This is a genomic window from Streptomyces sp. NPDC046379, from assembly GCF_055587785.1.
In genome coordinates, this window is record NZ_JBVJFP010000022.1 from 1 (window position 1) to 12,154 (window position 12,154).

11 protein-coding genes are annotated in these 12,154 nt (G+C 63.2%); 4 read left to right on the forward strand and 7 right to left on the reverse strand.

The window, feature by feature from the left end:
* Positions 1 to 380 precede the first annotated feature (380 nt).
* Positions 381 to 2,486, reverse strand: a complete 2,106-nt coding sequence (locus ACZ6KF_RS29575; protein WP_469241181.1) for a hypothetical protein — start codon at positions 2,484 to 2,486, stop codon at positions 381 to 383.
* Positions 2,487 to 2,817: 331 nt separating this feature from the next.
* The gene (locus ACZ6KF_RS29580; RefSeq protein ID WP_469241183.1) at positions 2,818 to 3,510 is read right to left on the reverse strand and encodes a hypothetical protein; all 693 of its coding nucleotides are present in this window, start codon (positions 3,508 to 3,510) and stop codon (positions 2,818 to 2,820) included.
* Positions 3,511 to 4,207: 697 nt separating this feature from the next.
* Between ACZ6KF_RS29580 and ACZ6KF_RS29585 the strand changes: the two genes are divergently transcribed.
* Positions 4,208 to 5,041: an HNH endonuclease gene (locus ACZ6KF_RS29585; protein WP_469241184.1), complete on the forward strand. Its 834-nt coding sequence runs from the start codon at positions 4,208 to 4,210 to the stop codon at positions 5,039 to 5,041.
* Here ACZ6KF_RS29585 and ACZ6KF_RS29590 read toward each other — a convergent pair.
* Positions 5,038 to 6,294, reverse strand: coding sequence for a DNA cytosine methyltransferase (locus ACZ6KF_RS29590; RefSeq protein ID WP_469241185.1), 1,257 nt, complete (start codon positions 6,292 to 6,294; stop codon positions 5,038 to 5,040). The genes ACZ6KF_RS29585 and ACZ6KF_RS29590 overlap by 4 nt on opposite strands.
* Before the next feature lie 89 nt (positions 6,295 to 6,383).
* Between ACZ6KF_RS29590 and ACZ6KF_RS29595 the strand changes: the two genes are divergently transcribed.
* A complete protein-coding gene (locus ACZ6KF_RS29595) occupies positions 6,384 to 6,848 on the forward strand; it encodes a very short patch repair endonuclease (RefSeq protein WP_469241186.1) in 465 nt (154 codons plus the stop codon).
* A 499-nt stretch (positions 6,849 to 7,347) separates the two neighbouring features.
* Complete coding sequence (locus ACZ6KF_RS29600) at positions 7,348 to 7,836, forward strand: DUF6650 family protein (RefSeq protein ID WP_469241187.1); 489 nt, start codon at positions 7,348 to 7,350, stop codon at positions 7,834 to 7,836.
* A 484-nt stretch (positions 7,837 to 8,320) separates the two neighbouring features.
* On the opposite strand, the gene ACZ6KF_RS29605 is transcribed toward ACZ6KF_RS29600, so the two are convergent.
* The 4 genes from ACZ6KF_RS29605 to ACZ6KF_RS29620 all read right to left on the reverse strand — a co-directional run bounded on the left by ACZ6KF_RS29605 (position 8,321) and on the right by ACZ6KF_RS29620 (position 11,261).
* Positions 8,321 to 9,184 carry a hypothetical protein gene (locus tag ACZ6KF_RS29605; protein ID WP_469241268.1) on the reverse strand — a complete coding sequence of 288 codons (864 nt, stop codon included), beginning with the start codon at positions 9,182 to 9,184 and terminating at the stop codon, positions 8,321 to 8,323.
* Positions 9,185 to 9,186: 2 nt separating this feature from the next.
* Positions 9,187 to 9,594: a RusA family crossover junction endodeoxyribonuclease gene (locus tag ACZ6KF_RS29610; RefSeq protein ID WP_469241188.1), complete on the reverse strand. Its 408-nt coding sequence runs from the start codon at positions 9,592 to 9,594 to the stop codon at positions 9,187 to 9,189.
* A 524-nt stretch (positions 9,595 to 10,118) separates the two neighbouring features.
* Positions 10,119 to 10,418 carry a hypothetical protein gene (locus ACZ6KF_RS29615; protein WP_469241190.1) on the reverse strand — a complete coding sequence of 100 codons (300 nt, stop codon included), beginning with the start codon at positions 10,416 to 10,418 and terminating at the stop codon, positions 10,119 to 10,121.
* Positions 10,419 to 10,982: 564 nt separating this feature from the next.
* Entirely contained in the window at positions 10,983 to 11,261 is a 279-nt protein-coding gene (locus ACZ6KF_RS29620; protein ID WP_469241192.1) for a hypothetical protein, read from the reverse strand.
* Positions 11,262 to 11,339: 78 nt separating this feature from the next.
* On the opposite strand from ACZ6KF_RS29620, the gene ACZ6KF_RS29625 reads away from it, so the two are divergent.
* A complete protein-coding gene (locus ACZ6KF_RS29625) occupies positions 11,340 to 12,095 on the forward strand; it encodes a GntR family transcriptional regulator (RefSeq protein WP_469241194.1) in 756 nt (251 codons plus the stop codon).
* Positions 12,096 to 12,154: the final 59 nt, after the last annotated feature.

The following is a 12,154-nucleotide window of genomic DNA, read 5'->3' on the forward strand; positions in this document are numbered from 1 at the left end:
GAGATCCTCCACCCGCACCGCCGCGGCCTTCTGCCGCGCTTCCAACACCGCCCGCATCGACGGCATCCGTCACCCCCACGACGTCTTGGTCAGCAGCGGACCCAGACTTCCGTGCCAGCCGCTGTCTCATGCCTGACCAGCGGAAACCACACACGAGGTTCGGAAAGAGAACGACCTCTTAGGCAGCCACCTTGGCGCGAGCCTTGAAGATCATGGCCCCAACGTCGTGCTTTACCGGGCAGGTCCACAGACTGCCCGACGCGCCGGAAGCTTACGGGGCCATGATCACTCGCGCCAAGGCAGCTCCAGCCCAAAGCCGCTCCGCCGACCTCACGTCACCGGCTGACCGCAGCGCCACGCCCCGCTAGCGAGCTCGGCCCTTAAAAGTCTTCGTTGCCGTCATCAGCCTCCTCCTCCAGCGCTGCTTCATCCTCTTGACGCTGCCGTTCCTCAGCAGCCTTAAGCCTTTGGTACAGCTCATGCTTTATGTCCTGGGCAACAGCATGCATCGGCTTGAGGTCGTGGAGGGTGAAAAGTGGCGGCCATCCAGTGTGCTCAGATTCGAGCTTGATCAGCTCATCGAGCGCGTGCCGCGCGTCGTCCAGCGACTCCTTGAGTACCCGACGTTCGTCTGCAGCGCGTTGAGCCAGGGGACGGGGAGCACTAGATTCCGCGGCAGTCCCGCCCTCAGTGTGGGCCGTCCCTTCTTCCGAATTCTCGTCCTTCTCGGGCTCAGCAACTGTCGGCTGCTGACTGCTGATCGCGGGAGCGGGCGGTAGGGGAACCGGCGAACTAGAACGCGCTCTACGCGCCATCTCTTTGTTCGCGCGGGTCTCGTCGGATGCCCATACGACATCCCACTGGGTAAGAGGAATCGGCTTCCCCGCTGCATCCCGCGCAACCCGGTCGGATGCCTGGAGGTCCACTAGAACGTGAACATAGTCGTTAGGCTCGGCCGCGGTTCCTTGCTTGCGTGTGAGCTGGCGCGTGGTTGTAGAGTTTTGCGGCAGCCGCCCTGCCTCAAATCGCTGCGCCGCTAGAGCGAGTATCCACAATCCGGCTTCGTTGTCCGCCTGCGCAAGGTCTCCCACAACATCGTTGACGTCCGCACGGAATGGAACACCTCCCTTATCCTTGGGCGCCATAAGGGCAGAACCAACGTTTCTCGTTAGCAACTTGTCGGCAATCAGTGCCGTACCACCGGCGACTGCCAGCGTGAACCGCGCGTTTTCGTCACCCTGCCGGGCGGGCTCGACCAGCGTGGTGAAGTCAGTTGTGGGAACAGGCTCCCAGACGCTAGCAAGCAGATCCTTGGCGAGAACGCCGCCGTTGGCCCAGGCATTGCGCGCCTGCTTAAGCACATCGCGCTTTGTGCTGCGCCACGGGAGGTCCACAATGGGCGCAAGCAAGCCACCGAATCCCTTTTCAGACATTCGACGCTCACCCTTAATAGCCTTGGACTGTTCCTTGAGTGGCTCATAGAGACCTTGATGCGTCAGGGCATGCACGAGATAAACAGCGCGCCACAGTGCCGTACCTGGGATTTTACTGTTTCCGTACTCCTTCGGCAGGTCTTCTACAGGGGTTCGCCCGACGGCCAGGCCATACACTACTTGCAGATCGTCTTTATTCCAGCCTCCCAACCCAAGCTGCATTACCCGCTTGAGTGCGCGCGTAGCGACTTCAACGTTCTGGGCAAACGGGTCCCATTCTTTGAACTCCAAATGCACAGATGCCAGGATGGAGCGCATCGCGTCATCGAAGAGGTCCTCGGCAGCCAGTGCCGGTCCACTCATGTGCCTCTGCACCCCGACGGTGATCTGAACAGGAACGGCGCATGTTTGTGCCACCTGAATTGCCCTTATCCCTGGCTGAACGCCGACCCAGTCCTTAGTGAATTCCGTGGCGAGTGTACGACGCCGAGCTTCCCGACTTGCTGCCATCCGCTGAGTCAAAGGCTTGTCCCCTGACTTCTTCGCGGAAACCGTCCCAAACAGTGCATCCACCGCCGCTGTTGCCGCATCATCCACGCTCTTGCCGGGACCCGCCAATACCTTCCAAGCGCTTGCCAAACGCGTAATTCCGTCGCGCACCACAAGGCCGTAGATTGATTCGGTACCGTCCTCAAAGGCAAATTCGACAGGATGGGTGATCAGGGCCCGCGTCACCTTCCGGCTAAGGATTGAAGGCGTGTAATTGTTGAGGGTCAAGGTGCCCTGAATCGTCTGCCACACGTGGCTTTTGAGATGTTCTAGGGTCCTATACGTGTAGCGCAGCAGCGTAGACGGCTGCCCACTTTCCGTCACACCTTCTACCCGTGGGTCAGAGGTCTCCATGACCTCCATGCCCGTGCGTGGCTGGATACCCGGAAACAGCTCCAACAGCCAAGCCCTGCAGAGAACCGACCGGAGAGTCGCACCTTCGACGTGCTCTTCCTGCAACAGTCCGCTGGGTGCGTTCTTGGACTGCCGGAGCTGTGCAGCCACGGCCGCAGGGGTCACCAGAGCGCGAGCCACCGCGTGCCAAGCGTCTGCTGGAAGAGGGGTCATGGGATTTGAGGCTCCCGCGGCGACAACCTCAGTGCGATCGTCCCCTGTGGATAGCGCCGGCAACTTTCGCTCAACGTTCGAGACGATGATGGTTTCGCCCTCCCAGTCGACTGAGATGGCGGGAGAAGGTGTGGAGCTGGTCATGACGCCTCCGTTGCTCGCTCGCTGATGTGGGAAGCTTGTAGTTGGCGGTCCTGGTCCGGACGACCGGGCTACCAGGTCCGCATACCGGGCTCCGGCAGTGATGCCGGAGCCCGGACCTCGTTTGTCAGAGCTGAAGCGGGCCTTCGACCTTAGGGATCAGCTCCTGGAGCCACTCCCACATGAACCGTCGATGTGGTTGGCGGACCAGCTGCTGGAAGCTGCTGTAGGCGACCTGGTCCGCAGCCTGAAGCAGCGGGCTGCGGCGAGCCGGTACGAGGTATGGATCGCCGACAACGTGACGAGGCTCGCCAAGATGGCGGTGGGCACGGCGCAGACCCGTCTCGGATCCGTCGCCGTCAAAGACGATGAAAGCGTGACTGCCCGCGGCCGTGTGCGCGGCATTGACCCGCCGGATCCAAGCCTCATACAGATCATGCTTGAGCTGCCCGTAGTGAACGCCCGGCTCCCCCGTCCGGAAGGCGCTGCCGACGGTAACTCCCGGCATGAAGCTGATCGCGGCCAGTGCTCGACGAATGACTTCGCGGTATGGCTGCTTCGCAGAAGTTCCCGGCAGACGGCGGACACCGTAGACCGGGCGGCCACGTCCTGCGGCGAGTGACACTGCATGCAGGCTGTCGCCCGGGCGGATGTCGAGGTAAGGGTCGGCGTAGAGCTCCGAAAGAAGCGCTTGCCAATGCCCGAGGGGACCGGCGCAGGAACCGAGCTCGACACGAAGCCAGCCAAGTACGGCTATCCGACGAGCGTCGCCGCTGTCATCTACGAAGTAGATGCTCGACTTCAGGGGTGCGGTGGTCACGGCGACCAACTCCGTACGGGAGAGCAGTCAGCCATGTTCGGCACACGCCGGGCTGTTTTCCTGATGCCTCGGCAAACCGATGGAACAGGGCGGTGGGCACTCCCCTAGCCACGCGCGACGTCTCGCGACGCCGAGCCGACGCGGTTGTAGTCACGCGGGGGTGAAGACGCCCTTGCGCCGTACCTCACCACTGACAACAGCTCGACCGGCCCGGTAACCCCGGCGGCAGAGCTTCCGGGGCAGCCCCCAGCTCCATACGTCGCAGCACGCCCTCGCACCACGTCCAGGCACAACTGTAAGCACATGGCGAGCATGCTGTCCCACAAATCCCCCTGAACTTGCGTTACTTGGGCGACTGCGCTAGTACCTCCGACGTCGCCAGCCAGTAGACACGGTGTGCTGCTGGTCACTTGCTCCCGAGCCGAACTGGTGGGCGCCCAAGGACGCATGTTCTCTGGCCCAGAGACAAGAGCCAGTCTCCAGCAGGGCGAGCCGAGCCTCAGTCGGGTCCTCTTAGCAGCTCCAAGCCAAAGTTGCTGCGCCGACCCCTGCGCAGTCGCCAGCATCCACTGGCGGCCACGGCCCGTAGGGTGTCGGCAGCTCGGCGCGGCACCGTTGTAGGGGGTAGCGGGGGCGCAGGGCAGGTCTCCTCGCTCAAGCTCCCGCAAAGATCGCGTGCGCCGGCCAAGATCCCCCCATGGCCAACCCAGACGAACCTCTTCCCCAGCCGGACTCACCCGAACTCGCAGCTATCCTGCCCCGTACGGATCATCAGCAGCTATACGCCTACTTGTTCGAGCGCAGGGACGACCCCCCTTCGATGCGGGAAATCCGCACCTACATGCTCGACCTCTTGGGAGAGGCTCCTTCGCAGACCGACCGCCGCGTACGCGAACTGTATGACTATTTCAGAGTCTTGAAGATCAGGCGAGGAAAGGACACTCTCTATCGACTCGACGGGTGGGCGGACAACCAGAAGGAAAATCCACGGACTAGCTTCAACCGTCGCACAAGAGCTCAAGTGCTGGCTTCGCAGCGATGCGCTCAATGCGGCCGCACGCCGCTGGACCACAATGTGGTCCTGGTAGTAGACCATAAGGTTCCGCGAGAGTGGGGCGGGTCTGACAGTATCGACAACCTCCAGCCGCTTTGCGAAGAATGCAATAGTGGCAAGAAGGACTTCTACGCAACCTACGATGAATACGCCGAGGAAATCAAGGCCGCCTCATCACTGCTAGAACCTCATGCCCGGATAGGCGAACTACTTAAGGCATTCAGGGGGGGCTGGGTGCCTTCTGAACTCATCGGAGTTGTGGCATCCATGCAGACCTATCAGGAGGACTGGCAAAAGCGAACTCGGGAACTCAGACACTTGGACTGGGTGATTGAGTTTAAGCGCCGGAAAGACCCGCGCACCGGTAGGCACATCACCTGGTACCGGGCCGCACACTGGGAGCCTTGGCCTGTGGGGTCAATCCGGGCAGAGATCGAACGACGGAAGAGAAATGGCGACTCTTCCGTCGCCGACTAGCTGATCTTCGATCGCATTTCACCGAAGCGCACGTGCCGCTCGTGGTCTTCCTGGCCAACGAACCCCTTGAAGCCCACGAGTCGGTACGCCCGGCCTCCGAGCTGCTCGTCCTCCTCGATCACGAAGTCTCGCGCGAGCATAGCCATACGGCGCTCAAAGGTCCGCGCATCCATCTTTTCCCCGGATAGCTTCCCAAACTCCTTCTCAGTGAGTGGGGTTGAGGCACTCTTCAGGGCCAAGTAGAGCCGGTCATGCATGACCTCATTCTCCACGTCAGCCAATTCCTTCGGCTGACCCTTGCGGTTCAGAGCGTTAGCAATAGCTGAGCCAACCGCACGTGCCACAGGAGGGGGAAACGCATTGCCGATTTGCCGGTACCTCGTGGTTTTCCGACCAGTGAAGTTCCACTCGTACTCGGAACCGTTTTCCCAACCCTGGATTCGGGCCACCATCTCAGTGGTGAGCTTGGGGACAAAGTTCGCGGGGTGCGACGCATTGGGAGGCGCATCAGCTACGCCCATCGCGTCCACACCGAGAAGGCGCCAAGCTGCTTTCGCTCGCGTCGGACCGAGATCAGCACCGCCATGCTTTTTTGAGCCGCCCACGATAGTTGGCGCAATAGCCTGTGCTCCCTTCGCCCAATCGTCGGCACCAGGCCAGTCATCCGCGGCCATCATCTTGTGCAGCACACCGCTTACCGTCTTATCGGTAGGCGAGGGCTCCGGCCATTCAAACCACTGAGCATCTTCATGCCGCATTGCGACTAGAACGAAACGAGGGCGCAACTGGGGAACGCCGTACTCGTTTGCTTGCAGGAGTTGCCAGTCAGACCAATAGCCAAGATCTCGAAGGCGGTCCTTCACGTGCTGGCGATAGGCCGAGAAACGAGGCATCGACAGACCGCGCACGTTTTCTAGAAGCAGAGCCCGAGGCTGCATCTTCCCGGTCAGCTCGACGGCCCACGCGAAGAGATCTCGCTCGTCGGCCGCGCCCAGCTGCTTGCCAGCGATCGAGAAGGGCGGGCAGGGCACTCCGCCAGCGAGCAAATCGACGCCAACGTACTCGTTGGGGTCCCACACGCTGTCGTCGGCTACATCACCGTGCCGCACGTCCCAGTCCCGGTTCTCCCGGAGCGTGTTGACCGCGTTCTCGTCCAGCTCTACAGCGAGGGCGTGGTCAAATCCTGCTAGCTCAAGGCCCAGCGACTGACCGCCAGCGCCCGCGCAGATCTCCACGGCTGACAGATCAGCCACGCTCGTACCTCCAGGTCGTGATTGCACAGGTCTACCATCCTGACCCATCAAACACCGAGGGTCTGACAGTCTTGGCTACGGTGTGACTGATGGCCCTCAATAGTGACCCCCAAGCGTCGACGCCGCCGACTCCCGGCCGCTCACGCAACATGGCTGCGATCAAGCGGCGGGACACCAAGCCGGAGCGAGTGATCCGGTCCCTGCTTCACGCCGCAGGGAAGCGGTACCGCGTTGATCTCCGTCTTCAAATGGAGGGGGCACGGCCGCGGCCGGACATCGTCTTCACGCGCGCACGAGTGGCCGTCTTCGTAGACGGGTGCTTCTGGCACTGCTGCCCCGAGCACGGTCGCCAGCCTGGCGTTAACGGTGGCTACTGGGGACCGAAGCTAGAGCGCAACGTCGCCCGGGACAGGGCCGCCGACGAGGCCCTGACAGCCGCAGGCTGGACCGTCGTCCGCATATGGGAGCACGAGGCTCCTGAGGAGGCTGTGGAGCGCATCATCGCGGCAGTCGATGCCGTTGCACCGGCTAGTCGAGGCGCCCGAACTGAATGAGGTCCTGCACCGCGTCGTCTTCCCTGCGCAAGACGATCCGGCCGTCACCGCTGCTGTAGGCCAGCACGGAGCTCCCGGGCGATAGCCCCGCCTCGGCGAGCAACCCGAGGGGGAGGACGACCGAGCCGTCTTCCGCGATCGTCAGCTAATTCGGTTCCCTGAGCACAGGACAGAGCCTCCTATGACACGGTCACTGTCGCAAGCAACGGAGGCTCCGCAGGTCAGCACACCTCGTCGAGCGGGTTCAATCTCCGCGCCGAGCAAAGCTGGTCCTAGCCCTATTCTCAGTTCTGGTCTCATTCGCTGGCGTACCGCACCGTCCGGATGAGTACCGCTGCTGGGCGATCCTCAAGGCGATGAGTCGGCATAGACGCAGGTGAACGGCTGCGTACGGCCTTGCGCGGGGCGCGAGCACGCTTGGAAGGAGTGCGCGTACTGATTCAAGCCATGCCACCTGTTTCGAGCCCAACCGCTCACGGGCCTACCTAGGATGCCGAGCGTGAAGGTTCTGGAGATCATGCGACGGATCAAAGGCTTCAGCACGCCGCTCGGCGGTGTGGACTGGGACCTGCCGCTCCCCCAGCGGGACGTCGCCGAGAAGGTCGTCGTCTACCTGGAGGACCGCAGAGTCCTCACGATGTCGCGTGCTGTTATGCACGCAGTCGAGGAGCCAGACCACTGCGTCGCCTCGGTGCTGCAGATCAGGGAGACATTGACCCAGATCCTGATGGAGCCTGACACCGGAGACGACCTCGCAGAGAACCTCAAGGCGATGCGAGCCGCTTGCCGGCGGTTCCTGGACGCCGTAGGTCCCAACCACTCGGGGCATGTTCGCGGACGCTTCCAGAGCGCCACGTTCGGTGCGGCGCTTGGTGAGCTACGCGCGGTTTTCGGTATTCAGCTTGGTGTCCTCGCTGCCCGCTACAAGCTTGAGCTTTCGGAGGAGCTGGCGGCCATCCTTCCCGCCCCTGACACCGATGATGAGTAGGTGCCGGCGACGTCGCGACGTGCACCACTACCGCACCAGATACGACGGGGAGCAGCGGGGAACCACGGTGAAGGAGACCAGTCCGGAGTGGCCGCGCCTTAGCCGTTCGCCCAGGTCAGCGGTCGAGTCAGCCGCGAATGATCGCAGCTTCCCAAGCTGAGGGCTCAGGCATGTCAGCACGTGCCGGCCGTCGTCGATTGCTCTGGTCGACGACGGCCGGCAACGTGGTAAATGCCGGTGGGGGTGCAGCGAGGCATACGCGCGCCTGGTCGGCCGCACGCACCCGCCGTCGTGGCTGGCTGTCGTCGGCTGAGGTTCGTGCCACAACCGTGCCAGATGCAGGGTTCAGCCACGGTCAACGCCGGTGCCCCGCGGTCGAGTAGCCGCCCGCTGCCTCGGCCGGCGAAGCCGCAGCTCAGCCCGCAGATCCCCCAGCCTCTCTCCTAAAGCGGTGATTGCTGCACCCACTGTTGTTTAACTGTGCTTAACGGATCGGCTTGATCTCCACCCACTCATCGGATTCACGGTCCAGGATTCGAGCCGCTTCGGCGATGTCCCGATCGTCCGAGTCCACAAAATGTTCCGCAAGTAGGAGTTGGGCTGGCCAGCGATCGGGGCCAGGATCAGGAACATCTCGGACAGGATCTCCATAGTGCTCGCGAAACCAGTCAATCATCTGATCCGGCGAGACGTACCACTCAGGAGCGATTCGCCGAACCGCATCTAGAAGTTCGTCTGTGAGATCTTCGACGCCAAGGATTCCCTCCATGCGGAATCCGTGAGCGATGCGATTTCTTGCGTCACCAGCCCTCAGAAGGACGTCGTAAACATCCTCTGGGATCAACCCAAGACTTTGAGCCAGGGATGCCATCTGCCTTGGCGTGCGCCTACTGAAGGGATCAGATGAAGAATTAGCATCCGAGGATTCTTGCTTTCGAATCATGCGGTCCAATGCGACCTCAGCTGCGGCCCATGCAAGCATCAGGGCTGCTGAGGCATCGACTTGTCGGACCGCCAGTGCCCGGGAGAGGATGTCGGCAATCTGATCCCGTGGAAGCCGCTCGGCAGGGGGAGCGCCAAGCCAATGAAGTTCCAGCTTCCAACGGCCAAGGCCCTCCAAAGCTTCGGCCATCCTTTCCAGCTGAACAGCATGTGCCGACCCGGACGGTTGATTCCTACCCTTCAGCTCAATGACGATTTTTTCGTCGCCCTTGCTTACGACCAGGTCTGGCTGGAGTGCGGCAATGCCTTCCGGAAGATCCTTGACGGGCACGACCGAGTAGCCGCGGGACGTGTAATAGGAAACTAGTTCTCGAAGCTTCATTCGGGCCTGAACGTTGGATTCCATAATCACGGGAGCTCCTGTTCGTCCGGCGGATTCTCTATCTTGATATGGACGAAAGGCCCGCCGGAAATGAAGCCGCCTGCAAGGGCTTCACTAAGTCCGAAAACTCGGAACGGCTTCTTGACATCACGAACGCTAGCGCGAATATCGGTGATTTGAGCGTCGTCAACATAGACAATGCCGTTCAGGGCATCCTGAATCGGCTTCAGCATGTTGTCAGTGTCCAGTGGGGCATCAACGTGGAAGAACGTGATCGTCGCCAGAACCTTATGAGTCAACGGCGGATCGTTGGCTGGCCAAGCGGCTAGCGCCGCGTTCGCCACCTCGGCTTTCCAGCGCCGCCTCCGGCTCGATGACCCTTGGACAGACGCGGGCACACCAAGGACCACTACGTCCCAAGGCAGATCCGGCATGGCCTCAGCTTAGTCGGCTCTCAGGCGGCTCACAGTGGCCATGGGCTTTCTCAATCGATGTGGCCCACGCCGGCGCGGTTGCATGCCACCGTGCCGGGACAGTTACAGGAACCCGGACTGCTCTCCCTCAGCACGTCACACCACACCACAAGCGCGCCAGATCGAACCGGGAACAGCGGGGACTCACAGTGAATGCAGCCGAGACCGAGGAGGCCGTGCCCTGCCGTTCGTCCAGGTCGGCACCGCAACCCGCCGCAACAAACCGCAACTTCCCAAGCTGAGGGCTTCGACACCGTCGGTAGGGTCCTGCCGCTGCGGCTGGCTCTGTCGACGGCACCAATAGCGTGGCTGGGGCTGGTGAGGGTACAGCAAGGCACACACACGCCTGATCAGTCGGCGCCCCTCCATCGTGGTTACCTGTCGTCGGCTGGCGCTTAGACCTGGGTCCATCCACTACAGCAGGAGGCAGCCCGGTTATGTACCGGCCGCCTCCCACTGGTCGCCTGGTGCCTGGTCGTTGTTCCTCAGGAAGACTCGAGCTTCGCCAGGCGGTGGCCGCGGCTGTTCGCTACGCGCAGCACGTCTCCCAAGGCGCCCGCCAACCGAGCGGCGAGGAGAGCCATGTCCTCCTCGTCGTCGATTCCTCGGTCTTCCAGGATCTCAAGGGCTTCCTCCCGGAGTTGGTCTGCCGCCCCGAGTTGCAGGGCCTCGATGTGATCGGCCAGGCGGGACACGTAGCCGTCGCGGTCGTCGGTGCTCAGGTAGCACGGCTTGCCTCCCGGTCCTGACCAAGGGAGAAGCCTCAGTTCATCCTGCGTCATCATCCTCGCGCCTGTTCCTCGGTCGCCTCGGCGTCGGACGTCCGGTCCCTCACTGCTTTGTCTCCGCCGGCTGTCGTTCGCCAGGCATGGAGTGACACGAGCAGTCGCAGGCTTCGTAGATCAGCGGGATGTCGACCGGCGCCAAGGCCGGAGAGGACACCGCGCACTCCCGGTGCGTGCCGATCCGGCAGGCGGTCGATCGGTAGGGCGCGACGCCCGGGGTACATCGGGAACGGGACATCAACGCACCCCCAGGAGAAGCGACCGCGCGTCGGCCGGCAGGTGGGGAGCGACGACCACCGCCGGGTGTCGTCGGGTACGCCTCTCCCAGGCCAGCACGTAAGGGCGGACGAGCGCGTTGTCCTCGCCCGTGAGTCCGTAGCGGTGGCTCGCGCCGTCGAGAGGTCGCCGTAGAGCGACCGTCGGCGCGTCAGCGGACGTAAGAGAGGCAGAGGCGACCGGCGGTGGAGAAGGCATGATGGGGCGGCGGTGCCTGCCCCTGGAGGTGTGCCGCCCTCTGGTGAGCGAGAAGGCTCGGCGGATACGGTTGAGCACGCTGATCAGCTCCTATCGCTGATGGCTCGGTCCCCCGGCATCGCCCGTCGAGGGGACCGCTTTGCGTACGACCGCCCAAAGGGTGCGGCCGTACAGGCTGGTGACGTGAAGCCCGAAGCGGTCCGCTTCGGCCACCGCTTCCAGGACCTCCCGCCATGACTCGGTGGTGAGGGACTTCGGTACTTCCGCCTCGACCGACGTGTACCGGGCGTGTTCTTCCACGTGCGTGGCAAGCCCGGCGGCCGATAGCCGCGCTGCGATGGCCTCCGCGCTCACACCTGAAGCAGGCACAGGGCAGCCTCCGTTACCGGCTATCACTTTCAGTGAAGCTAGTTAACTAGATTAGAGCTAGTGGACTAGATTTTCCATATGCCTGAGCAGCCGCCCTATCTCCGAATCGCCGACGAACTCCGGCGGCGGATCGCGGAGCACGTGTGGGAGCCGGGAGACCGCCTGCCTTCTCGCGCCCAGATCGGCCAGGAGTGCGGCGTGGGTGAGAACGTGGTGCGGCGGGCGCAGGAGTTGCTGATCTCCCAGGGCGTGCTGGAGGGGCGGGCCGGATCGGGGACCTACGTCGCCGAGCCCCGGCAGCGGGTGCGGATCGTCCGGTCCTCGGCGCGTGAGCAGCCCACCGGGTCGCCGTTCCGGGCGGACATGAGGGCCGTCGGCAGGCAAGGGGACTGGGAGAGCCGGACCGACGCCAAGGTGCCGGCGCCCGCCGACATCGCGGGGCGGCTCGGCATCGCCGAAGGGGACCTGTGCGTCCGTACGTCGTACGAGTTCCTCGCCGACGGCAGGCCCGTGCAGCTGTCGACGAGTTGGGAGCCGTACGACCTCACCGCCGGCACCCTCGTCGTGCTCCCCGAGGGAGGACCGCACGCCGGGGCGGGCGTCGTGAACCGCATGGCCGCCATCGGCGTCACCGTCAGCCACGCCGTGGAGCAGCCCGAACCCCGGCAGGCGACCGCCAAGGAGGCGTCCCTACTCGGTATCCAGAAGGCAGCACTCGTCACGCACATCAAGCGGACCTACTACAGCGATCAGGGGCGGCCAGTCGAGACGGCCGACATCGTTGTGCCTGCCGCCCACTGCGAGATCGTCTACGAGATCCCGATCAACCGGTAGGGCTGCCTCGCGTGGGTCGCTTCCGCGACCTATCGGCGCCCGTAGGGAGGGAACGGGGA

Bases quoted from the DNA above. Each gene is read 5' to 3' on its own strand.
- ACZ6KF_RS29595 (WP_469241186.1), top strand. From the start codon at position 6,384: ATGGCCCTCAATAGTGACCCCCAAGCGTCGACGCCGCCGACTCCCGGC.
- ACZ6KF_RS29585 (WP_469241184.1), top strand. From the start codon at position 4,208: ATGGCCAACCCAGACGAACCTCTTCCCCAGCCGGACTCACCCGAACTC.
- ACZ6KF_RS29605 (WP_469241268.1), bottom strand. From the start codon at position 9,184: ATGGAATCCAACGTTCAGGCCCGAATGAAGCTTCGAGAACTAGTTTCC.
- ACZ6KF_RS29610 (WP_469241188.1), bottom strand. From the start codon at position 9,594: ATGCCGGATCTGCCTTGGGACGTAGTGGTCCTTGGTGTGCCCGCGTCT.
- ACZ6KF_RS29615 (WP_469241190.1), bottom strand. From the start codon at position 10,418: ATGATGACGCAGGATGAACTGAGGCTTCTCCCTTGGTCAGGACCGGGA.
- ACZ6KF_RS29625 (WP_469241194.1), top strand. From the start codon at position 11,340: ATGCCTGAGCAGCCGCCCTATCTCCGAATCGCCGACGAACTCCGGCGG.